Annotated in this window: 21 protein-coding genes; 18 read left to right on the plus strand and 3 right to left on the minus strand. The window is 62.0% G+C overall.

Annotated features, from left to right (window positions below; all coding sequences use genetic code 11):
• Window positions 1-125: 125 nt before the first annotated feature.
• The 7 genes from AC2YI2_RS22530 (at window position 126) to AC2YI2_RS22560 (ending at window position 8,149) form a co-directional block, all read left to right on the plus strand.
• Window positions 126-1,142, plus strand: a complete 1,017-nt coding sequence (locus AC2YI2_RS22530; protein WP_487388740.1) for a substrate-binding domain-containing protein — start codon at window positions 126-128, stop codon at window positions 1,140-1,142.
• A 108-nt stretch (window positions 1,143-1,250) separates the two neighbouring features.
• The gene (locus tag AC2YI2_RS22535) at window positions 1,251-2,711 is read left to right on the plus strand and encodes an ATP-binding cassette domain-containing protein (protein ID WP_487388741.1); all 1,461 of its coding nucleotides are present in this window, start codon (window positions 1,251-1,253) and stop codon (window positions 2,709-2,711) included.
• Complete coding sequence (locus tag AC2YI2_RS22540; RefSeq protein WP_487388881.1) at window positions 2,711-3,652, plus strand: ABC transporter permease; 942 nt, start codon at window positions 2,711-2,713, stop codon at window positions 3,650-3,652. The genes AC2YI2_RS22535 and AC2YI2_RS22540 overlap by 1 nt, the downstream gene beginning before the upstream one ends.
• Window positions 3,649-4,590, plus strand: coding sequence for an ABC transporter permease (locus AC2YI2_RS22545; RefSeq protein WP_487388742.1), 942 nt, complete (start codon window positions 3,649-3,651; stop codon window positions 4,588-4,590). The genes AC2YI2_RS22540 and AC2YI2_RS22545 overlap by 4 nt, the downstream gene beginning before the upstream one ends.
• Window positions 4,591-4,674: 84 nt before the next feature.
• Window positions 4,675-5,589, plus strand: a complete 915-nt coding sequence (locus AC2YI2_RS22550; RefSeq protein ID WP_487388743.1) for an SMP-30/gluconolactonase/LRE family protein — start codon at window positions 4,675-4,677, stop codon at window positions 5,587-5,589.
• A gap of 278 nt (window positions 5,590-5,867) precedes the next feature.
• Window positions 5,868-7,028, plus strand: a complete 1,161-nt coding sequence (locus AC2YI2_RS22555) for a CaiB/BaiF CoA transferase family protein (RefSeq protein WP_487388744.1) — start codon at window positions 5,868-5,870, stop codon at window positions 7,026-7,028.
• The gene (locus AC2YI2_RS22560) at window positions 7,025-8,149 is read left to right on the plus strand and encodes an extracellular solute-binding protein (RefSeq protein WP_487388745.1); all 1,125 of its coding nucleotides are present in this window, start codon (window positions 7,025-7,027) and stop codon (window positions 8,147-8,149) included. The genes AC2YI2_RS22555 and AC2YI2_RS22560 overlap by 4 nt, the downstream gene beginning before the upstream one ends.
• A 258-nt stretch (window positions 8,150-8,407) precedes the next feature.
• Here AC2YI2_RS22560 and AC2YI2_RS22565 read toward each other — a convergent pair whose 3' ends face one another.
• The 3 genes from AC2YI2_RS22565 to AC2YI2_RS22575 form a co-directional block, all read right to left on the minus strand.
• The gene (locus tag AC2YI2_RS22565) at window positions 8,408-8,932 is read right to left on the minus strand and encodes a MaoC family dehydratase (RefSeq protein ID WP_487388746.1); all 525 of its coding nucleotides are present in this window, start codon (window positions 8,930-8,932) and stop codon (window positions 8,408-8,410) included.
• 2 nt (window positions 8,933-8,934) lie between these two features.
• Window positions 8,935-9,777: an amidohydrolase family protein gene (locus tag AC2YI2_RS22570; protein WP_487388747.1), complete on the minus strand. Its 843-nt coding sequence runs from the start codon at window positions 9,775-9,777 to the stop codon at window positions 8,935-8,937.
• A gap of 105 nt (window positions 9,778-9,882) precedes the next feature.
• Complete coding sequence (locus AC2YI2_RS22575) at window positions 9,883-10,668, minus strand: IclR family transcriptional regulator (RefSeq protein ID WP_487388748.1); 786 nt, start codon at window positions 10,666-10,668, stop codon at window positions 9,883-9,885.
• A 169-nt stretch (window positions 10,669-10,837) separates the two neighbouring features.
• Here AC2YI2_RS22575 and AC2YI2_RS22580 point away from each other — a divergent pair, with 169 nt between their 5' ends.
• From AC2YI2_RS22580 to AC2YI2_RS22630, 11 genes are all read left to right on the plus strand, one after another.
• Window positions 10,838-12,157: a type 2 periplasmic-binding domain-containing protein gene (locus AC2YI2_RS22580; protein WP_487388749.1), complete on the plus strand. Its 1,320-nt coding sequence runs from the start codon at window positions 10,838-10,840 to the stop codon at window positions 12,155-12,157.
• A gap of 107 nt (window positions 12,158-12,264) precedes the next feature.
• Entirely contained in the window at window positions 12,265-13,161 is an 897-nt protein-coding gene (locus AC2YI2_RS22585; protein WP_487388750.1) for a carbohydrate ABC transporter permease, read from the plus strand.
• Between the two features lie 2 nt (window positions 13,162-13,163).
• The gene (locus tag AC2YI2_RS22590; protein ID WP_487388751.1) at window positions 13,164-14,033 is read left to right on the plus strand and encodes a carbohydrate ABC transporter permease; all 870 of its coding nucleotides are present in this window, start codon (window positions 13,164-13,166) and stop codon (window positions 14,031-14,033) included.
• Between the two features lie 9 nt (window positions 14,034-14,042).
• Window positions 14,043-15,140 (plus strand): ABC transporter ATP-binding protein, encoded by a 1,098-nt coding sequence (locus tag AC2YI2_RS22595; protein WP_487388752.1) that lies wholly within the window; start codon window positions 14,043-14,045, stop codon window positions 15,138-15,140.
• A gap of 2 nt (window positions 15,141-15,142) precedes the next feature.
• Window positions 15,143-16,264, plus strand: a complete 1,122-nt coding sequence (locus AC2YI2_RS22600; RefSeq protein WP_487388753.1) for a mandelate racemase/muconate lactonizing enzyme family protein — start codon at window positions 15,143-15,145, stop codon at window positions 16,262-16,264.
• Between the two features lies 1 nt (window position 16,265).
• Window positions 16,266-16,595 carry an L-rhamnose mutarotase gene (locus AC2YI2_RS22605; protein WP_487388754.1) on the plus strand — a complete coding sequence of 110 codons (330 nt, stop codon included), beginning with the start codon at window positions 16,266-16,268 and terminating at the stop codon, window positions 16,593-16,595.
• 261 nt (window positions 16,596-16,856) lie between these two features.
• On the plus strand, window positions 16,857-17,924 hold the full coding sequence (locus tag AC2YI2_RS22610) for a Gfo/Idh/MocA family protein (protein WP_487388755.1): 1,068 nt from the start codon (window positions 16,857-16,859) through the stop codon (window positions 17,922-17,924).
• Window positions 17,921-18,376 carry a MaoC/PaaZ C-terminal domain-containing protein gene (locus tag AC2YI2_RS22615; protein ID WP_487388756.1) on the plus strand — a complete coding sequence of 152 codons (456 nt, stop codon included), beginning with the start codon at window positions 17,921-17,923 and terminating at the stop codon, window positions 18,374-18,376. Before AC2YI2_RS22610 ends, AC2YI2_RS22615 begins: the two co-directional genes overlap by 4 nt.
• Window positions 18,377-18,403: 27 nt before the next feature.
• Window positions 18,404-19,132 (plus strand): SDR family oxidoreductase, encoded by a 729-nt coding sequence (locus AC2YI2_RS22620; protein ID WP_487388757.1) that lies wholly within the window; start codon window positions 18,404-18,406, stop codon window positions 19,130-19,132.
• Between the two features lie 28 nt (window positions 19,133-19,160).
• Window positions 19,161-20,006 carry a fumarylacetoacetate hydrolase family protein gene (locus tag AC2YI2_RS22625; protein WP_487388758.1) on the plus strand — a complete coding sequence of 282 codons (846 nt, stop codon included), beginning with the start codon at window positions 19,161-19,163 and terminating at the stop codon, window positions 20,004-20,006.
• Between the two features lie 21 nt (window positions 20,007-20,027).
• Window positions 20,028-21,305, plus strand: coding sequence for an L-fuconate dehydratase (locus AC2YI2_RS22630; RefSeq protein WP_487388759.1), 1,278 nt, complete (start codon window positions 20,028-20,030; stop codon window positions 21,303-21,305).
• The last annotated feature ends 42 nt before the right edge of the window (window positions 21,306-21,347 follow it).

A 21,347-nucleotide genomic window follows, 5' to 3' on the forward strand; every position in this document is an offset into this window, starting at 1 on the left:
CATCATGCTCTTACTGAGGTCATGTACTGAAGACATGGGCCTCAGTGCAACAACAATTTCGGTCCCGTGAGGAGACGGTGCCGGAATGCGGCCGGGAAGAGGGCCGACCATCAGGGAGAGAGATTATGAACATCAGGACGATACTCCTGGCGTCAGCCGCCGTGCTGGTAGCCGCAATGCCGATGTCCGCATCCGCCGATACGTCGGGCAAGAAGATCGCGCTTTCTAACAATTACGCCGGCAATTCCTGGCGTCAGGCCATGCTGACCAGCTGGGACAAGGTGACCAAGGAAGCGGTCAAGTCCGGGATCGTCGCTGCAGCAGATCCGTTCACGACCGCCGAGAACCAGGCTACCGAACAGGCGGCCCAGATCCAGAACATGATCCTCGAAGGCTATGACGCCATCGTCATCAATGCCGCTTCGCCGACCGCGCTCAACGGCGCCGTCAAGGAAGCCTGCGATGCGGGCATCGTTGTCGTGTCCTTCGACGGTATCGTCACCGAGCCCTGCGCCTATCGCATCGCCGTCGATTTCAAGGCGATGGGTCTGAGCGAAGTCGAATATCTCGCCAAGAAGATGCCCAATGGCGGTAACCTTCTTGAAATTCGCGGCCTTGCCGGCGTGTTCGTCGATGACGAGATTTCCGCAGGTATCCACGAAGGCGTGAAGAAATATCCGCAGTTCAAGATCGTTGGCTCGGTCCATGGTGACTGGGCACAGGACGTCGCCCAGAAGAATGTCGCCGGCATCCTGCCGAGCCTGCCCGAAATCGCCGCTGTCGTGACGCAGGGCGGTGACGGTTATGGCGCCGCGCAGGCCTTTGCCGCCGCCAAGCGCCCGACGCCGCTGATCATCATGGGCAACCGCGAGGACGAGTTGCAGTGGTGGAAGAAGGAAAAGGACGCCAACGGATATGAGACCATGTCGGTCTCGATCGCGCCCGGCGTCTCGACGCTCGCTTTCTGGGTCGCCCAGCAGGTGCTCGACGGACAGAAGGTGCCGCAGGATCTCGTCGTACCGTTCCTCCGCATCGACCAGGAGAACCTCGAGCAGAACCTCGCCAACACCCAGAAGGGTGGCGTGGCGAATGTCGAATACTCGCTCGACGATGCGAAGAAGGTGATCGCCGGCGCCAAGTGAGTAAGCGCGTGCATCGCCGCCTTGGTCGCGGTAGAAAAGCACGCCGGCGCGGGTTCACCGCGCCGGCTTTTCACGACTTCATTGCAATATCGAGCGTAATCCGGGTTCATGACTGACGCTGCCGAGAACATGGCCGTGGTGGCCGCCGAAGGAGTCAAGGTCCATTTCGGCGCGGTCAAGGCGCTCGATGGCGTGGATCTTGCAATCGTGCCGGGCGAATGCGTCGGGCTCGTTGGCCACAATGGCGCCGGCAAGTCCACCATCGTCAATGTCATCAATGGCGGGCTCTCGCCGCATGAAGGTGCGGTGCGCTATGCCGGCCGGGATGCGGGTGCTGGCATATCGGTCGCGAGGGCCAATGGCGTCCGTTGCGTCTTCCAGGAACTCTCGCTCTGCCCGAACCTGACCGTTACTGAAAACACCCGCGTCATGCATCCGGAGCTCAAGGGTTTTGGCTGGCGCGGCCGGGCGCTTGGCATCATCCGCGCCAAGCTCGATGAAGTTTTTCCGGGTCATCACATCGATTGCACCGCCGCCGTCGGCGACCTCTCGATCGCCGAGCGCCAGATGGTGGAGATCTCCATCACCTTCGCCACGGTGCATGATGCGCCGCGCCTCGTGATACTCGACGAGCCGACCTCCTCGCTTGATGCCGGCCTTGCCAGGCAGTTGATGGATTATGTCCGCAAGTTTGTGTCCGGTGGCGGCTCGGTGCTCCTGATCTCGCACATCCTGGGCGAAGTCCTCTCCACCACCGACCGCATCATCGTCATGAAGGACGGCAAGGTCGTTGCGAGCCGCCCTGCGTCGGGCTTTGATATACCGAGCCTCGTCCAGGCGATGGGCAATGTCGTCAAGGAACAGGCGCGTCAGGCCGGAGCGGTTCGGACCAGCGGCAAGCCGCTCGTCGATCTTCCCGCGATCCGTGGTCGCGGCCTGCCGTTCCGCGCGTACAAAGGCGAGGTGATCGGGCTTGCCGGTCTTGCCGGCCATGGCCAGACCGACATGCTGCTGTCGCTCTATCGCACGCTCAGCAGCGATTGGTTCCCGGGCCGCGGCCGCGACGTTGCCTTCGTTGCCGGTGACCGCAGCCTCAACGGCACGTTTCCACTCTGGAGCATCCTGCGCAATCTCTCGATCTCGTCGCTCGGCAGTTCGTCGTCCGCCAGTTTCGTCAGGGAGGATCGCGAGACGGTGCTCGGCGAAGATTGGAAGAAGCGGATCGAGATCCGCACGCCTGACATGACCAACGGCATCCTGTCGCTGTCAGGCGGCAACCAGCAGAAGGTTCTTTTCGCCCGCGCGCTCGCCACCCGCGCCGCGATGGTGCTGATGGACGACCCGATGCGCGGCGTCGATGTCGGTACCAAGCAGGAAGTCTATGCGATGCTGCGCAGCGAAGCCGCCGGCGGTCGAACCTTCATCTGGTATTCGACCGAAATGGACGAGATCCGCCTTTGCGACCGCGTCTATGTCTTCCGCAACGGCGCCATCGCCGCCCAGCTCTCTGGCGACGACATCACCGAGGACAAGGTGCTGGAAGCCTCCTTCGAGGGAGAAGCGGCATGATGGGCTTCTCCGCCTCGGCCATCCGCCAGATCGTGCCGGCGCTTTCGCTCGCCGTGCTGCTCGCCGCCGTCTTCTATATCCAGCCGCGGGCGATGAGCTATGTCGGGCTCAACCTGCTCTTCAACCTCGCTGTTCCCATCGCGCTCGCGACCGTGGCGCAGATGATGATCATGGCGGTCAACGACCTCGATCTGTCGATGGGCACCTTCGTCAGTTTCGCGGCTTGCGTTACCGCCACCTTCCTGCAGTCCGATCCGTTCACCGGGATCCTGATCCTCGCCGGCGCTATTGCGGCCTATGCGGTTCTTGGCGTCGTCATCCATGTCAGAGAACTGCCGTCTATCGTGGTCACGCTTGGCATGAGCTTCGTCTGGGGCGGGCTCGCGGTGCTGATCCTGCCCGCGCCGGGTGGCTCTGCGCCCGAATGGGTGCGCTGGCTGATGACCTCCAAGCCGCCTTTCGTACCGATGGCGATCGTTGCCTCAGTCATCATTGCCGTCATCGCCCATTTCGTCGTCATGCGCTCGACCTTCGGCGTGCTCGTCCGTGGCGTCGGCGGCAATGCACGGTCGGTCGAACGTTCCGGCTGGTCGGTGCTGGCGATCCGCGCCGGCGCCTATGCCGCGGCCGGCTTCCTCGCGGTGCTGTCAGGCATCCTGCTCGTTGGTCTTACGACCTCGGCCGATGCCAATATCGCGCTGCGCTACACGCTGCTGTCGATTGCAGGCGTCATCCTCGGCGGCGGCGAATTCGTCGGCGGCCGCGTGTCGCCGGTCGGTGCCGTCATCGGTGCGCTGACACTGGCGCTGGCCGGCTCGTTCCTGTCCTTCCTGCGGATCTCGCCGGACTGGCAGATCGGCGCGCAGGGCGCGATCCTGATCATCGTGCTGGGGCTGCGCCTGCTGCTCAACCGCTCGGAAAAGCGGGAGAAGCGCGCATGAGTTTTGCCGCCCGCAAGCCGTGGATCTGGTCCTATGCCGCGACGCTGATCGTCTGGATCATCACCATATTGTTCACCGGCGGCACCAGCGCCGGCGGCCTCAGCCAGGCGGCCTTCACCTTCGCCGCCTTCTCGGTGCTGGTCGGCATCGGCCAGATGTTCGTGATCACGCTCGGCCCCGGCAATGTCGACCTCTCGGTTCCGGCGACGATGACGCTCGCCGGCACGCTCTCGCTCAAATATATGGATGGCGGCGAAGGCCTGGTATTGGCCGGCCTCGGCATTGCCATCCTGGTCGGCCTGGCCATCGGCACCTTGAACTATGCGCTGATCAAATTGCTGCGCATCCCGCCGATCATCGCGACGCTGTCGATGAGCTTCATCGTGCAATCGACGGCGATCTGGTCGAACCGCGGTTTGCGCATCAAGCCACCGGAGAGCCTCGCCACCTTCACGACATCCGATCTGTTCGGCGTGCCCAATATCGCTATTGTCTCGATCTTTCTCGCCGCGGCGGCCTGGCTTCTTCTGGAGAAGAGCATTTATGGCCGCTGGATCTCGGCCATCGGCCAGTCGCAATTTGCCGCCCGCATGGCCGGCATCCCGGTCGACGGCACGCGCTTCGTTACCTATGTGCTCTGCGCCGTGCTCGCCGCCGTCTGCGGCTTCCTTTTCGCGAGCTTTTCCGGCGGGGCGGCGCTCAACATGGGCGCAGAATATCTGCTGACCTCGATCGCCGTGGTGGTGATTGGCGGCTCGGCCGTCGCCGGCGGCAATTCCAACGTGCCCGGCATCTGGGGGGCGTCGCTCTTCATGTTCCTCGTTGTCTCGATGCTCAACACCTATGGCTTCGGCGCAGGTGTTCGACTCATCCTGACCGGGCTAATCATCATCGCGGTCATTCTCGTGGCGAGCGGCAAGTTCAGAACGAGCCGCTAGCGACCGAAGCAATTCCAGCAAAAGTGTGCAGCGATTTTGCGTTCGGAATTGCTGAGAACCAAAGAACCAAAAGGGGAGGGGAAAATGGACACACCTTCGATCTACGAAATTCACGATCCGCGCTTTCGCCATCTCGTTGTCGGCAGCGCAGCCCTGGACGAACTCTATTCCGGCTGCCGATGGGCCGAAGGTCCGGTCTGGTTCGCCGATCTCAACTGCCTGATCTTCAGCGACATCCCGAACGAGCACATGCTACGTTACTCACAGGACGGCGAGGTGTCAGTGTTCCGTTCGCGGTCTGATTTCACCAATGGCAACACGCGCGATAACCAGGGCCGGCTGATCTCCTGCCAGCACGGCGCGCGCCGTGTGGTGCGCACCGAAATCGACGGCACGATTACCGTTCTCGCCGACAGTTTTGGCGGCAAGCGGCTCAACTCGCCGAACGACGTCGTGGTGAAGTCCGACGACACGATCTGGTTCACCGATCCGAGCTACGGCATCATGTCGAACTACGAGGGCTTCAAAGGCGAGCAGGAACAGGCGACGCGCAATGTCTATCGCCTCGATCCCAAGAACGGCAGCCTCACCGTTGTCGCCAGCGATTTCGGCCAGCCCAACGGCCTCGCCTTCTCGCCCGATGAATCCAAGCTCTATATTGCCGACTCTCACTCGAGCCACGACCCGAACTGGCCGGCGCATATCCGCTCCTTCAATGTCCAGGCAGACGGCACGCTGACGGGCGGGGAGGAACTCTGTGTGACCAACAAGGGCCTGCCCGACGGCTTCCGCGTCGATGTGTCAGGCAATATTTGGTCGAGTGCCGGCGATGGCGTGCATTGCTTCTCACCGGAGGGTCATCTGCTCGGAAAGATCCTCGTGCCGCAGACCGTGTCCAACGTCACCTTCGGCGGCCCACGCCGCAACCGGCTCTTCATCACCGCGACCAAGTCGCTTTATGCGGTCTATACAGCGACGATGGGTAATCGGATTTGCTGAGGCTGCACCAGCCCGTTTCTCGATCTTGTTGCCGGCCCGTGGCGCATCCGCCACGGGCCGATTTGCATTCACGCTTTTCGTTTTGCTCCCATGACTCCGCTTGCAATGTTCCTCATATTTAAATAAGCTATTCACATAAGAATGAAACGGGAGGATCTCACGAATGCATCTCCGGATGTCTTCGTGTCGGCTGGTGCACCTGTTTCGTTTGGTGCAATCATGGCCGGCGGCCGTCTCGATTCCGGGATTCGCCTGCGTTTCGGGATAGCGAGACCTCAATGACCACCCATACCGATCTTCCGCTCGAGGGCCTGCTCGTCGTCGACATGAGCCAGTTCCTCTCGGGCCCCTATTGCTCGCTGCGCATGCTCGACCTCGGCGCCCGCGTCATTAAGATCGAGCGGCCTGACGGTGGCGATCTCTCGCGGCGGCTTTATCTCAGCGACACCGAAATCGGCGGCGACTCCACCATCTTTCATGCGATCAACCGCGGCAAGGAGAGCCTGGCGATCGACATGAAGAACCCTGCCGATCTCGACGCGCTGCGCAAACTTCTGGCCAAGGCTGATGTGCTGATCCAGAATTTCCGGCCCGGCGTCATCGAGCGGCTCGGCCTCGACTACGATTCTGTCAAGGCGATCAATCCCTCCATCGTCTATGCCTCAATATCAGGCTATGGCGAGGAAGGTCCGTGGGTGAAACGTCCCGGCCAGGATCTGCTGGCGCAGTCGCGCTCGGGCATGATGTGGCTCAATGGCGATGAGGGGCAGGGGCCGGTGCCCTTCGGCCTCGCCGTCGGCGACATGCTGGCCGGTGCCGCGCTCTGCCAGGGTGTGCTGGCCGCACTGGTCAAGAAGGGCATCTCCGGCAAGGGCAGCCACATCGAGACCAGCTTGCTCGAAGCGCTGGTCGATTTCCAGTTCGAGGTGCTCACCACCTATCTCAACGACGGCCGCCGTCTGCCGAAGCGCTCGAATTTCCGTAGCGCGCATGCCTATCTCTCGGCGCCCTATGGCGTCTATCCCGCCAAGGACGGTTATCTCGCCATCGCCATGACGCCGATCGGCAAGCTGCAGGAACTGCTCGGCATCCCCGAATTGATGGCCTTCAGCGACAATCCGTCGAGCTGGTTCACCGATCGCGACGCGATCAAGGAAATCATATCGAAGAAGATCGAGACCGGCACCATCGCCGAATGGCTTGCGGTGCTCGAACCTGCCGATATCTGGTGCGCCAAGGTGCTGAACTGGGAAGAGCTAATGGAGCATGACGGCTTCAAGGTGCTCGACATGCTGCAGCGGGTGGAGCGCGAGGACAATGTCTCGATCCTCACCACCTGCTCGCCGCTGCGGGTCAACGGTATCAGACCGCATCACCATCGCGCCGCACCGCGCGTCGGCGAGCACAGCGACCGCATCCGCGCGGAGTTCGCGCTATGATCAAATTAAAGGGCATGACCTGGAGCCATCCGCGTGGCTATGATCCGATGGTGGCCTGCTCGGCACTCTACAGACAGGAAAAGGGTGTCGAGATCGAATGGGACAAGCGCTCGCTGCAGGATTTCGAATCCTACCCCGTCGAGGAACTCGCCCGCGCCTATGACCTCATCGTCATCGACCACCCGCATGTCGGTCAGATCACCAAGGAGAGCTGCCTCGAGCCGCTCGACATCGACGGCCGCGAGGCCGAATATGACGCGATGGCCAAGGCGAGCATCGGCCAGTCTTTCCCAAGCTACAACTGGCAGGGCCGGCAGTGGGGCTTCCCGATCGACGCCGCTGCCCAAGTGCAGGCCTTCCGCGAGGACCTCGCCGACCCGGCCGAGACCTGGGACGATGTGTTGGAATTGGCCGAGCAGGGCGGCGTGCTGCTACCTCTGCGGCCGCCGCATTCGCTGATGAGCTTCTACACGCTTTCGGCCAATCTGATGGCGCCCTGCGCCACGTCGGGCGACATCCTCGCCGACCCCAGGAAGGGTGCCAGGGCCTTCGACATGATCGCCGAGCTTGTAGCCCTCATCGATCCGGCCTGCTTCGACATGGATCCGATCGCGGTCTTCGAACGCATGGCCGAAAAGGGCAGCGTCATCGCCTGCGCACCGCTGGCCTACGGCTATGTGAACTATGCCATTGCAGGCTTCCGCCCCAATGTGCTCACCTTCACCAACATTCCCGAAGCCGGCATCATCGGCCCTGCCGGCTCGGCGCTGGGCGGCACCGGCATCGCCGTCTCGGCCTTTTCGAAGGAGAAGGCGGCGGCCATCGACTTCGCTTACTGGATTGCCAGCGGCGACGTGCAGAAGGGGCTCTACGCATCTTCAGGCGGCCAGCCGGGGCATGCGGCGGCTTGGGAAGATGACGATGTTAATGATGCGACCGGCGACTTCTATCGTGGCACGCGGGAGACGCTGGAAGCAGCCTGGGTGCGGCCGCGGCATGATGGCTACATGGCGTTTCAACAGACGGCATCGGAGCGGATCAATGCCGGGCTGAAGGCGGGGGAAAAAGGGGAGGTTGTCGTAGCGGATCTCAATCGGATGTTCAGGGAAAGCCAGGGGTGAATAGAGCTTCAGTGCTGAAGCCCACCCCTCACCAAGCGCGCCCAACCACTCAGCTTCGCTTCGCGGGGACTTGCTATCCTCTCCCGCAAGGGGAGAGGTAAACCCGCGGCGCCGCCTCGCAAAAAGTGAGGCCGTGAGCGTGGCACCCTACCTCTCCCCTTGCGGGAGAGGATACGAAGGCCGCGAGAGGCGACAGCCGATCGCTTGGCCGAAGTTGGTGAGGGGTTAGCCTATTTGGCCAGCATGCGCTGAGAGGGGCTACCCCGCCTTCCCATCCCGATACTTCACCGTCTGGATATGCTCGCAATAGAGCACCAGTTCGCCTTCCCCCTTGAACACCTCATAGGACGACCGGATCAGCCCCAGCGTCTCGTATTTCGGCTCTTTCGCGAGGTTCGTGCGGATCGTATAGATCGTATCCCCGATAAAGGTCGGTTTGATGAAGCGGAGCTTGTCGTAGCCGTAGGAGAAGGCGTTGATGCAGTTGGTGGCGACGAGCCCTAGACCGGCGGAGAAGACGAAAGCGCCGGCGACGAGGCGCTTGCCGAACAGGCCCTCGGTCTCGGCGAAGATCTGGTCGCTGACATAGGGGTGCATGTCCAGCACCAGCGCGTTGAACTGCTGGCTCTCGCCCTCACTGATCGTGCGGCGGAGCGAGCGGATTTTGTGGCCTACTTCGAAATCCTCGTAGAACCAGTTTTCGGAATTCCAGACCGGCAGGGCCGCATGATCTGATGGCATGGTCTTCGGATGGGTGGAATGGATGCCGACCGTCGCAGTCATCGTCAGACCTTCAGATTCCAGAGCTTGATCGCATTCCCGGCCAGCAACGCGTGCTTCTCGTCCTTGCTGGCGCCTTCGAGCAGGGCGTGGGTCGCGCCGACCCAGGTCGAGAGGGTGCCGCCCAGCGTACAGACCGGCCAGTCGCTGCCCCAGACCATGCGGTCGAAGCCGAATGAATTGATCGTGTGCTCGGCATAGGGGCGGATGGTGTCGAGCGTCCAGCTGCCGGTGTCGGTATAGGCGACGATGCCAGATAGCTTGCCGACGACATTCGGCCGTTTGGCGATCTCGGTAATGCCTTTGGCCCAGCCGTTATAGGCCTCGCCCTTGATGTCGGGCACGCCGCAATGGTCGAGCACGAACTGGACATCGGGCACGAGATCGACGAGCGCGATGGCCTGGCCGATCTGCCGCGGCAGGACGCAGAGGTCGAAGGTCAGGCCCGTGCCGGACAGGCGTTTGATGTTCTCGCGGAAGAGCTGAGATTCCGAAAGGTCGTCGGACGACTGATGCAGGATGCGGCGCAGGCCCTTGACGAAGGTGCGGCTGCGTACGCGCTCGAGATAGGCGGCAAAGCCATCACTTTCCGGCCGGCAGGCAGCGATACCGCCGACCAGCTGGTTGTCGGGAAGGTTGGCGATGCCGGAGACATAGTCCGTCTCCTTCTCGATATCGCGTTCGGCGACATCGACCTCCATATGCATGGTTACCGTGATGCCGAGGCGGCGCGCCTCGCGGACGTAGTCGTCATATGACCAGCTGCGGTTCAGGTCGCCCGCGCCGCCAAGCCAGGGGTAATCGAGCGCCGCCATGTCCACGATATGCAGGTGGGTGTCTACAATCATCTGGGTCTCCTCCCATCGATCGCCACGGCGAGAGCCGCAATTTCGGGCATTCTCGCATGGCAAGTGTCGCTATTCAAATAAAAATTATCTATTCATATAAGAATTTCAAGCTTGGCCGAGCTCGAGTCCAGCCAGTGCGGACAGTTGCCGCGTCGTGTCGAGCAGGAGTTGGATCGTCCGCGAGATATCGGGAGCCGATGGCATGTTGATGATGGTGACATAGGGTATCGTCAGTGCCGCGATCGCGCGTCCGTCCGGCCCCAGCACTGGGGCCGAGAGGTTGACGATGCCGGCCATCTGCTGGCTCGGCATCATCTCGTAGCCGCGCGCGCGGATCTGGTCGAGCCGATCGAAGAAATCCGCAGTCTGTTCGGCCTTTATCTCAGTCCGGCCCTCGTATTCGCCGATCATCATATCGCGCTCTTCGGCCGAGCGGAAGGCGAGCAGCACATGGCCCGAGCCGGTGTTGAACAGGCTGATATGCGAGCCGACTCGGATCGAGATTCCCCAATATCCCGGCGCTTCCTGCTGGGCGATCACCACAGCGGCACCGCGGTCGAAGACCACCAGCTGGTTGGCCTGCCTCGTCACTTCGGCGAGTTCGCGCATCAGCGGCGTGGCATAGGAGGCGAGGCGCCGCACGGGGGCGTGCAACTGGGCGAGGCCGAAGAGCTTCAGCGTCAGCGAATAGCGGTCACCGTCGAGTCGAGTGACATAGCCGCGTTTCACCAGACGATCGAGCATGCGGTAGAATTCGTTGGCATTGCGGCCCAACTGCTTGGCGATCTCGGCCTGGGTCAGCCCGCCGTCGATCCCTGCAAGCAGCTCCAGGATGTCGAGACCCTTGTCCAGGGCGGGCGCGCGGTAGCGATCATTGTCTTCAGCGTCCACGCGGCCTCTCCCCTAATGAATTCGCAATTTCATATACGCAGGACCCTTTCATCGCAACAGAATTGCGCTTGACGCTCCGTGAATGAAGTGTTTATATATAAATGAAACGCTCACAGGTGAGGGTTTTCTGTCCCGCTGGAGGCGGGCAATACTCTTTGGGAGGATAGTCATGAAAAAGCTGCTGGCCGGCGTTTCCGCCGGTGTCATGAGCCTGGTCATGCTGGGAGGCGTCGCTAGCGCCCAGGAATTGCCAGGCAAGTTCGACGGCGTCACGATCGACGCCAAGCTCATCGGTGGGCAACAGTATGAAGCGCTCTATGCGCGCATCGCCGAGTGGGAAAAGGCAACCGGCGCCAAGGTCAACGTGCTGTCGAAGAAGAACCACTTCGAACTCGACAAGGAAATCAAGTCGGACATCGCTTCGGGCACGATCAGCTGGTGCGTGGGCTCGAACCACTCGTCTTTCGCTCCGCAATATCCCGACATCTACACGGATCTCGGCAAGCTGCTGCCGCAGGCTGAAATCGACGCTTTCGTGCAGGCCAACGTCATGGCCTCGACCCTCGACGGCAAGCTGGTAATGCTGCCGCGCGCCCAGTTCGATGTGTCGGCGCTCTACTACCAAAAGAGCCTCTACCAGGATGAAGCCAAGAAGAAGGCCTTCAAGGAAAAGTACGGCCGCGACCTCACGCCGCCCGACACCTGGGCTGATCTCGCCGATCAGGCCGAGTTCTTCGCCAGCCCGCCGGATTTCTACGGTACGCAGTTCGCCGGCAAGGAAGAGGCGATCAACGGCCGCTTCTATGAAATGGTCGTCGCGGAAGGCGGCGAGTATCTCGACGGTGAAGGCAAGCCGGTCTTCAACTCCGAAGCCGGGGTGCGCGCGCTCGACTGGTTCGTCCGCATGTACAAGAACAAGGCAGTTCCGGCCGGTACAACCAACTATCTCTGGGATGACCTCGGACAGGGCTTCGCTTCCGGTACCGTGGCGCTCAACCTCGATTGGCCCGGCTGGGCCGGTTTCTTCAACGATCCGAAGTCCTCGAAGGTCGCCAACAATGTCGGCGTGAAGGTCCAGCCGATGGGTTCGGCCCAGGTTCGGACCGGTTGGTCCGGCCATCACGGCTTCTCGGTGACCGAAGCTTGCGCCAGCAAGGAAGCCGCGGCGTCGCTCGTCTGGTTCCTGACCAACGAGGACAGCCAGAAGCTCGAATCCGCTGCCGGCCCGCTGCCGACGCGCACGGCCGTCTGGGACGCCAACATCAAGGCGGCCGCCAACGACCCCTATCGCGCCGAAGTGCTGAAGGCGTTCCAGGAAGCGGCCCAGCATGCCTTCCCGGTTCCGCAGACGCCTTACTGGATCGAAATCTCCAACGCCGTCTATCCGGAGCTCCAGGCCGCTATCCTCGGCGACAAGACCTCCAAGCAGGCGCTTGACGATGCGGCCGCCAAGGCGACGACGATCCTCGAAGACGGCGGTGCCCTCTAGTCCTCCCAAGTCTGAGAGGCGCACCCCCTTGGCGGGGTGCGCCTTTTCCTTGAAATTTTTGCATGCCTGGCGAGGATGCCGGGTGACAACTTCCTTTGGAGTCTTTGATGAGGGGATGGAAAAACCAGGCGCCGTTTCTGCTGTTGCTTCCGGCCGTCATCGTGCTGGCAGCCGTTGTCATCGTGCCCCTTCTCCTCTCGCTCTATTCGAGCTTCACACCGTTCCGCCTAACCAAGCCGGACACGTTCTGGATTTTCATCTGGTTCCGCAACTATTGGCGCCTGATGCAGGATTGGGAATTCTGGGTCGCCTTCGGCCGCACGATCTTCCTGCTCACCGTGGCGCTCAATCTCGAAATGCTGCTGGGGTTGGGCCTCGCCATGCTGGTCGAGAAAGCGACGCGTGGCCAGCGGGCGTTGCGCACCATCATGATGTTTCCGATGATGTTTTCGCCGCTGCTGGTCGGCTTCCAGTTCAAATTCATGTTCAACGACAATGTCGGCCTTGTGAACAATGCGCTGCAGGCGCTCGGCCTCACCGACCAGGCTATTCCCTGGCTGATCGACGGCAATCTCGCGATGTTTTCGATCCTCGTTGCGGAAATCTGGTCGTCGACCTCGGTGTTCGCGATCCTCATTCTGGCCGGCCTGCTCGCCATGCCCAAGGAGCCGATCGAGGCGGCGCGTGTCGATGGCTGCACGCCCTGGCAGACTTTCCGCTATGTCATCTGGCCTTTCATCATGCCCTTTGCCTATATCGCGATGACCATCCGTTCGCTCGACGTGGCGCGCGCCTATGACATCGTCAAGATCATGACGGACGGCGGCCCGGCCAAGCGCACCGAACTTCTCTGGACGCTGGTGTCCCGCACCGCCTACGCCGATGCCAAGATGGGTGTCGCCAATTCCATGGCCTATTTCTCGATCCTGCTGTCGATCCTGTTCACAGTCTATTTCTATCGCAAGCTTGCCGCCGCCCGCGCGCAGGTCGGAACGGAGTGGTGATCATGGCCGATTTGAACGCCTCCCACCGCTTCCGCCGCCGGCTGCTCAAGATCGGCCATTTCATTGGGCTGTTCCTGGCGATGCTGGTCATCTGCCTGCCTGGGTTCTGGATCGTACTCTCCTCGCTCCGGCCGACGGTCGAGATCATGGCGAAGCCGCCGGTCTGGATTCCAAGCGAATTGTCGCTCGACGCTTACATTGCGATGTTCTCCGGTGTCGGGCAGGGCGGTATCCCTGTTATCCAGTACTTCACCAATTCGCTGATCGTCTCGATCACCTCGACCGTGATCGCGCTCGCCATCGGCATGGCCGGCGGCTATGCCTTCGCCCGCTTCCCCTTCAAGGGCAAGGGCTCGTGGTTCCTCGGCCTGATGCTGACCCGTACCGTGCCGGGCATCGCGCTGTCTTTGCCGTTGTTTTTCGTCTATGCCAAGCTCGGCCTGCTCGACACTCATGCCGGCCTGATCCTGGTCTATGTCGCGCTCAACGTGCCCTTCACCATCTGGCTGATCGACGGCTTCTTCCGGCAGGTGCCCAAGGACCTCGCCGAGGCTGCCCAGATCGATGGCTGCACACGCTGGCAGGCTTTCTGGCAGGTCGAGTTCCCGCTTGCTGGCCCCGGCATCGCATCCTCGGGCATCTTTGCCTTCCTCACCTCGTGGAACGAGTTCGCGCTCGCGTCCAACCTCACGCGCTCGGTCAACTCCAAAACGCTGCCGGTCGGCCTGCTCGACTACACGTCGGAATTCACCATCGACTGGCGCGGCATGTGCGCGCTCGCCGTGGTGATGATCATTCCCGCGCTCATCCTCACCTTCATCGTCCAGAAGCATCTCGTCGCCGGCCTGACCTCGGGCGCCGTCAAAGGATAGTTTAGAGATATGGCTACCGTCTCCCTCCGAAACCTGGTCAAGCGCTACGGCGCGCTCGAGATCGTCCACGGCATCAATCTCGACGTGGCGGACCGCGAATTCATCGCGCTGGTCGGCCCGTCCGGCTGCGGCAAGTCGACGACCTTGCGCATGATCGCCGGCCTCGAGGATATCTCGGGCGGCGAAGTGCTGATCGGCGGCAAGGTGGTCAACGATCTGCCGCCGCGCTCGCGCAACCTCGCCATGGTGTTCCAGTCCTACGCGCTCTATCCGCATATGACGGTGCGGGAGAATATGGGCTTCTCGCTCAAGATTGCCGGCCGGCCGCAGAGCGAGATCGATAGCCGGGTTAACGACGCTTCCAAAACCCTGGACCTCGAACAGCTCATGGAGCGCCGTCCGTCGCAGCTTTCGGGTGGCCAGCGCCAGCGCGTTGCCATGGGTCGCGCGATCGTGCGCAATCCGGAGGTCTTCCTGTTCGATGAGCCGCTCTCGAACCTCGATGCCAAGCTGCGCACGCAGATGCGCACCGAGATCAAGAAGCTGCATGCGAAGGTGCGCTCCACGGTCGTCTATGTCACTCACGACCAGGTCGAGGCCATGACGCTGGCCGACCGTATCGTCATCATGCGCGACGGCTATATCGAACAAGCCGGCACGCCGGAGGAGGTGTTCCATCGTCCGGCCACGCGTTTCGTGGCCGGATTCATCGGCTCGCCGCCGATGAATCTGCTGGAAGCCACCGTCGATAGCGGCATGGTGGTCTTCGCCGATGGCGACCGGTTGCCGCTGCCGCAGCAGTTCCAATCGGCCGTGACGAATGGCCAGAAAGTGGTGTTCGGACTTAGACCTGACGATCTCTATCCGACGGGCCATGGCCTGCATGCGGGCGATGCAGGCGCCGTGCATCAAGCGGAACTCAAGGTGTCAATCACGGAACCGCTCGGAAACGAGACGCTGGTCTTCCTGGATTTCGCGGGCCGCGACTGGGTCGGTCGCATGCTCAATCCGCGTTCGCTGCTGAGCGGCGACCGGATCAGCGTCAGCTTCGACCTGTCGCAGGCGCATCTCTTCGACGCTACTTCCGGCAAGACGCTGAGGACCTGACCATGGCCCGCATCGAACGCGTCGAGCTCCGCATGGTCGACCTTGTGCCCAAGGTCAAGCGTACCGATGCGATCCAGAGTTTCGTCAGCCAGGAAACGCCTATTGTCACCATCACGGATTCGGACGGCGCCGTCGGCACTGGTTATTCCTACACGATCGGCACTGGCGGCTCGTCTGTCATGCGCCTGCTCAACGATCATCTCGCGCCGCGCATCATCGGCCAGGACGCCGATTGCATCGAGGCGATCTGGCACGATCTCGAATTCTTCACCCATGCGACGACGATCGGGGCGATCACGGCGATCGCCATCGCCGCAATCGACATCGCGCTCTGGGATCTGCGCGCAAAGAAGCAGGGCATGCCGCTCTGGAAGCTCGCCGGCGGCGCCAAGGATCGCTGCCCGCTCTACACGACCGAGGGCGGCTGGCTGCATATCGAGAAGGAGGCGCTGGTCGAAGACGCGCTCGCCGCCAAGGCCAAGGGCTTTTCCGGCTCCAAGGTCAAGATCGGCAAGCCGCATGGCTCGGAGGACGTCGCTCGCCTCGAGGCTGTCCGCAAGGCAGTCGGTGATGGCTACGAGATCATGACCGACGCCAACCAGGGTTTTCGCATCGATGAGGCGATCCGCCGTGCCGAGCGGCTGCGCGATCTCGACCTCGCCTGGATCGAGGAGCCGATCGCAGCCGACGATATCGACGGCCATGTCCGCCTCTCGAACAGCACCACGACACCGATCGCCATCGGCGAGTCGCTCTATTCGATCCGCCATTTCCGCGAATATATGCAGAAGGGCGCTTGCTCGATCGTGCAGGTCGATGTCGGCCGCATCGGTGGCATCACGCCCTGGCTCAAGGTCGCGCATGCCGCCGAAGCCTTCGACATCCCGGTCTGCCCGCACTTCCTGATGGAACTGCATGTCAGCCTGACCTGCGCCGTGCCGAACGGCAAATATGTCGAATATATCCCGCAGCTTGATGAGATCACCGGAAAGCATATGGTGATCGAGGAGGGTCATGCCCTGGCGCCGTCCGAACCCGGCATCGGCATCGACTGGGATTGGGACGAGGTCAAGCGCCGGTCGATCGACGAGTTCACGCGCGTGATCGACAAGAGGGAGGTTTGAGATGCAGCGCATGGGGCAGGTCATCGGGCTCAATGCCGAGAAGATCGCCGAATACAAGCGGCTGCACGCGGCCGTCTGGCCTGATGTGCTGAAGACGATCACCGCATGCAATATCAAGAATTATTCGATCTTCCTGAAGGAGCCCGAGAACCTGCTCTTCGCCTATTTCGAATATCACGGGACGGACTTTGCGGCCGATATGGCAAATATGGCTTCCGACAAGACCACGCAGGAATGGTGGGCTGCGTGCATGCCCTGCCAGGCGCCGCTGGCAACCCGTGCCGAAGGCGAATGGTGGGCCGGGATGGAAGAGGTGTTTCATCATGATTGATGGAGTGCTTCAGGTGAGGGCGGCTCACCCCTCACCAACTTCGGCCAAGGGTTCACTGCGTTCACCCGGCCTTCGTATCCTCTCCCACAAGGGGAGAGGTAGACTTGTGGCACTGCGGTGCCTCAAGCAAGGCCGCGATCTGGGCACCCTACCTCTCCCCTTGTGGGAGAGGATAGTAAGCCCATGCGAGGCGAAGCTGAGCATCTGGGCGCACTTGGTGAGGGGTGAAGCGACGGGCACCCACTCCCTCGGAGGCCTCCATTGACCTTCGATCCAAAGTCCCTCTCCCAATCCTGGCCATTACCCGCCAACCCGCGTCCGATCGTCACCTTCGGCGCCGGCTCGATCGTGGCCGACGCCCATTATCCCGCCTATCGCAAGGGCAGCTTCCCCATTGCCGGCCTCTATGACCCCAATGCCGAAAGGGCCAAGGCACTTGCGGACAGATGGGATGTCACCTCTTATGCGTCCGTCGAGGAAGCCGCCGCCGTTCCAAACGCCGTTTTCGACCTCGCGACCCCACCCTCAGCGCATGCCGCGATCCTGCAAAAGCTCCCCGATGGCGCCGCCGTCCTGATCCAGAAGCCGATGGGCAACGACCTCTCGGAAGCCACCGAGATCCTGAAGATCTGCCGCGCCAAGAATCTCAAGGCCGCAGTCAATTTCCAGCTCCGCTTCGCTCCGATGATGCTGGCGTTGAAAGACGCGATCGCCAAGGGCCTGCTCGGCGAGGTCGTGGATTTCGAAGCGCATCTCGTGCTCGACACGCCGTGGAGCACCTGGGCCTTCCTCAAGGGCCTGCCGCGCATCGAAATCGCGATGCATTCAATTCACTATCTCGACCTGATCCGCCAAGTTCTCGGAGACCCCGGCGGCGTGCACGCCAAAACGATCGGCCATCCCAACCACGGCATGGCGCAGACCCGCACGACGGCGATCCTCGACTATGGCGACCATGTCCGTTGTGCGCTCTCGATCAATCACGACCACAAATATGGCCGCCGCCACCAGGCTTGTGATTTCCGCATTTCCGGCACTGAGGGTGCGGCCTATCTCCAGCTCGGCGTCAATCTCAACTACCCCGAAGGCGAGGCCGATATCCTGGAAATCTACCCCAAGGGCGGCAACGGTTGGGTTGCGGTGCCGCTCGAAGGCAAGTGGTTCCCGGATGCTTTTGTCGGCCGGATGGCTAATCTCCAGCGATATGCCAGCGGCGAGGACGCCGAACTGGTGAGCTCCGTTGAGGATGCCTGGAACACCATGGCGCTGGTTGAGGCGGCCTACACGTCCAGCGCCCAGCCCGCGACCCCGCTCGAAAGGAAACCGTGATGGAACAGACGATCTATTTCGAGGATTACGAGCTCGGCCATGTCCGGCTCACCACCGGCCGCACCATCACCGAGACCGATTTCGTCGTCCATGCCGGCCATACCGGCGACTTCTTCCCGCACCACATGGATGCGGAATTCGCGAAAACCCTGCCCTTCGGCCAGCGCATCGCGCACGGCACGATGGTGTTCTCGATCGGCGTGGGCCTGACCGCCACTTTGATCAATCCCGTGGCTTTCTCCTACGGCTATGACAGGCTACGGTTCATCCGGCCCGTTTTCATCGGCGATACGATCAAGACGCGGGTGACGATATCGGCCAAGGAGGACGATCCGAAACGGAAAGACTCGGGCCGCGTGGTGGAGCGCTGCGAGGTCATCAACCAGAAAGGCGAAGTGGTGCTCGCTGCCGATCACATCCTGGTCTGCGAGCGCCGCGTCAGCCAAGCCTAAGTCGGGCAAGTTTGAAGGAATAGGAAGATGGATTTCAACGGCAAATCAGTTCTGGTCACTGCGGCCGCGCAGGGTATCGGCCGGGCGGTCGCGACGGCCTTCGCTAGCGCCGGTGCCAAGGTCACGGCGACGGATATCAATGAAGTCGTGCTCAAGGAGATCGATGGCCAGAACGGCATCGCCACCCACAAGCTCAACGTGCTCGACGAGGCCGCCGTCAAGGCGCTGGTTGCGGAGGTCGGGCAGGTCGACATTCTCGTCAACTCCGCCGGCGTGGTCCATAACGGCTCGATCCTCGACATGAAGGACGAGGATCTCGATTTCGCCATGGATCTCAACGTCAAGTCGATGATCCGCACCATCCGCGCCGTGCTGCCCGGCATGCTGGAGCGCAAGGACGGCGCGATCGTCAACATCGCCTCGGTGGCGTCCTCGATCAAGGGTGTGCCGAACCGCTTCGCCTATGGCGTCAGCAAGGCGGCAGTCATCGGCCTGACCAAGTCCGTCGCCGCCGATTATGTGACCCAGGGCATCCGCATCAACGCGATTTGCCCCGGCACGGTCGAGAGCCCGTCGCTGCAGGAGCGGCTGCGCGCACAGGGTGACTATGAGGCCGCCCGCGCCGCCTTTATCGCTCGCCAGCCAATCGGCCGCATCGGAACGCCTGAGGAGATTGCTGACCTTGCGCTCTATCTGGCGGGCGCGACATATACGACCGGCCAGGCCTACGCCATCGACGGCGGCTGGACGATTTGAAGCACGAATACGGAAGAGGAAACACCCCATGAAGCTCATGCGAGTCGGCGCCCCGGGCGCCGAGAAGCCCGCGATTCTCGCGGCTGACGGCACCATCCGCGATCTCTCCGCCCATGTTGCCGATATCGGCGGCGCCGCGATCGGCCCGGAAGGTCTCGCCAAGATCGCCGCTATCGACACCGCGTCGCTCCCGATCGTATCGGCCGACACGCGCATCGGTGCCTGCGTCGCCGGCACCGGCAAGTTCATCTGCATCGGGCTGAACTATTCCGACCATGCCGCCGAGACCGGTGCGACTGTGCCGCCGGAGCCGATCATCTTCATGAAGGCGACCTCCGCGATCGTCGGCCCGAACGACAACGTTCTGATCCCGCGCGGTTCGGAAAAGACCGACTGGGAAGTCGAGCTCGCCGTCATCATCGGCAAGACCGCAAAGTACGTCTCCGAGGACGACGCGCTCGACTATGTCGCCGGCTACGCCGTCAGCGACGACGTCTCTGAGCGCGCCTTCCAGACCGAGCGCTCCGGTCAATGGACCAAGGGCAAGTCCTGCGACACATTCGGCCCGATCGGCCCCTGGCTCGTGACCAAGGACGAGATCGCCGACCCGCAGAATCTCGGCATGTGGCTGACCGTCAACGGCCAGAAGTTTCAGGACGGCTCGACCAAGACCATGGTCTATGGCGTCCAATATCTCGTCTCCTATCTCAGCCAGTTCATGAGCCTGCATCCCGGCGATGTCATCTCCACCGGCACCCCTCCGGGCGTCGGAATGGGCCAGAAGCCGCCGCGCTACTTGAAACATGGCGACGTTGTCGAGCTCGGTATCGAAGGGCTCGGCACCCAGAAGCAGACTTTCGTGGCAGACAAGTAAGCCAGTACAGACGAGGCACCCGTGACCAAGATTACAAGCCTGGAGACGCTGGATCTCCGCTTCCCGACCTCGCAGAGCCTCGATGGCTCGGATGCGATGAACCCCGATCCGGACTATTCGGCGGCCTATGTCATCCTGGGCACCGACAAATCGGGTCTTGATGGTCACGGGCTCACCTTCACCATCGGGCGAGGCAACGAGATCTGCTGCGCCGCGATCGAGGCCATGCGCCACCTTGTGGTCGGCCTCGATCTCGACTGGATCCGTGAGAGCCCGGCGCGCTTCTGGCGCCATGTCACCAGCGACAGCCAGTTGCGCTGGATCGGTCCGGACAAGGGCGCGATCCATCTTGCCACCGGCGCGGTCGTCAATGCCGTCTGGGACCTGTTGGCCAAGGAGAGCGGCAAGCCAGTCTGGCGGCTGGTCGCCGACATGAGCCCGGAAGAGATCGTCGATATCGTCGATTTCCGCTATCTCACCGATGCAATCACCCGCGACGAAGCGCTGGCAATTCTGAAGAAGGCCGAAGCCGGCAAGGCCGAGCGCATCGCCCGGCTCGAAGACAAGGGCTATCCCTGCTACACGACCTCGGCCGGCTGGCTCGGCTATGACGACGACAAGCTCCGCCGCCTCTGCCAGGAGGCGATCGATGCCGGCTTCAACCATATCAAGATGAAGGTCGGGCGGGATCTCGAAGACGATATCCGCCGACTGCGCATCGCCCGTGAGGTGATCGGCCCGGACCGCTATCTGATGATCGACGCCAATCAGGTCTGGGAAGTCGACCAGGCGGTCGACTGGGTCAAGCAACTCCAGTTCTCCAAGCCCTTCTTCATCGAAGAGCCCACCAGCCCGGACGATATCTTCGGCCATAAAGCGATCCGCGAGCAGATCGCACCGGTCAAGGTCGCGACCGGCGAAATGTGCCAGAACCGCATCGTCTTCAAGCAGATGATCGCCAATGGTGCCATCGACATCGTCCAGATCGATGCCTGCCGCATGGGCGGCCTCAATGAGGTGCTCGGCGTGCTGCTGATGGCGGCGAAATACGGTCTGCCGGTCTGGCCGCATGCTGGCGGCGTCGGCCTCTGCGAATATGTCCAGCATCTATCGATGATCGATTACATCGCCGTATCAGGCACGATCGAAGGCCGGGTGATCGAATTCGTCGACCACCTGCATGAGCATTTCCTCGACCCGTGCGTAATCAAGGACGCGGCCTACATGCCGCCCAAAATGGCGGGCTTCTCGATCGAGATGAAGGAACAGTCCCGGAAGGACTATCTGTTTAGGGGGTGACATCTGCCCCCGATGCAGCCCGGGCCGAGGCGAAGGCGGGAG

Source organism: Rhizobium sp. SRI_017 (assembly GCF_057586295.1).

Bases quoted from the DNA above. Each gene is read 5' to 3' on its own strand.
- AC2YI2_RS22530 (WP_487388740.1), top strand. From the start codon at position 126: ATGAACATCAGGACGATACTCCTGGCGTCAGCCGCCGTGCTGGTAGCC.
- AC2YI2_RS22535 (WP_487388741.1), top strand. From the start codon at position 1,251: ATGACTGACGCTGCCGAGAACATGGCCGTGGTGGCCGCCGAAGGAGTC.
- AC2YI2_RS22540 (WP_487388881.1), top strand. From the start codon at position 2,711: ATGGGCTTCTCCGCCTCGGCCATCCGCCAGATCGTGCCGGCGCTTTCG.
- AC2YI2_RS22545 (WP_487388742.1), top strand. From the start codon at position 3,649: ATGAGTTTTGCCGCCCGCAAGCCGTGGATCTGGTCCTATGCCGCGACG.
- AC2YI2_RS22550 (WP_487388743.1), top strand. From the start codon at position 4,675: ATGGACACACCTTCGATCTACGAAATTCACGATCCGCGCTTTCGCCAT.
- AC2YI2_RS22555 (WP_487388744.1), top strand. From the start codon at position 5,868: ATGACCACCCATACCGATCTTCCGCTCGAGGGCCTGCTCGTCGTCGAC.
- AC2YI2_RS22560 (WP_487388745.1), top strand. From the start codon at position 7,025: ATGATCAAATTAAAGGGCATGACCTGGAGCCATCCGCGTGGCTATGAT.
- AC2YI2_RS22565 (WP_487388746.1), bottom strand. From the start codon at position 8,932: ATGACTGCGACGGTCGGCATCCATTCCACCCATCCGAAGACCATGCCA.
- AC2YI2_RS22570 (WP_487388747.1), bottom strand. From the start codon at position 9,777: ATGATTGTAGACACCCACCTGCATATCGTGGACATGGCGGCGCTCGAT.
- AC2YI2_RS22580 (WP_487388749.1), top strand. From the start codon at position 10,838: ATGAAAAAGCTGCTGGCCGGCGTTTCCGCCGGTGTCATGAGCCTGGTC.
- AC2YI2_RS22585 (WP_487388750.1), top strand. From the start codon at position 12,265: ATGAGGGGATGGAAAAACCAGGCGCCGTTTCTGCTGTTGCTTCCGGCC.
- AC2YI2_RS22590 (WP_487388751.1), top strand. From the start codon at position 13,164: ATGGCCGATTTGAACGCCTCCCACCGCTTCCGCCGCCGGCTGCTCAAG.
- AC2YI2_RS22595 (WP_487388752.1), top strand. From the start codon at position 14,043: ATGGCTACCGTCTCCCTCCGAAACCTGGTCAAGCGCTACGGCGCGCTC.
- AC2YI2_RS22600 (WP_487388753.1), top strand. From the start codon at position 15,143: ATGGCCCGCATCGAACGCGTCGAGCTCCGCATGGTCGACCTTGTGCCC.
- AC2YI2_RS22605 (WP_487388754.1), top strand. From the start codon at position 16,266: ATGCAGCGCATGGGGCAGGTCATCGGGCTCAATGCCGAGAAGATCGCC.
- AC2YI2_RS22620 (WP_487388757.1), top strand. From the start codon at position 18,404: ATGGATTTCAACGGCAAATCAGTTCTGGTCACTGCGGCCGCGCAGGGT.
- AC2YI2_RS22625 (WP_487388758.1), top strand. From the start codon at position 19,161: ATGAAGCTCATGCGAGTCGGCGCCCCGGGCGCCGAGAAGCCCGCGATT.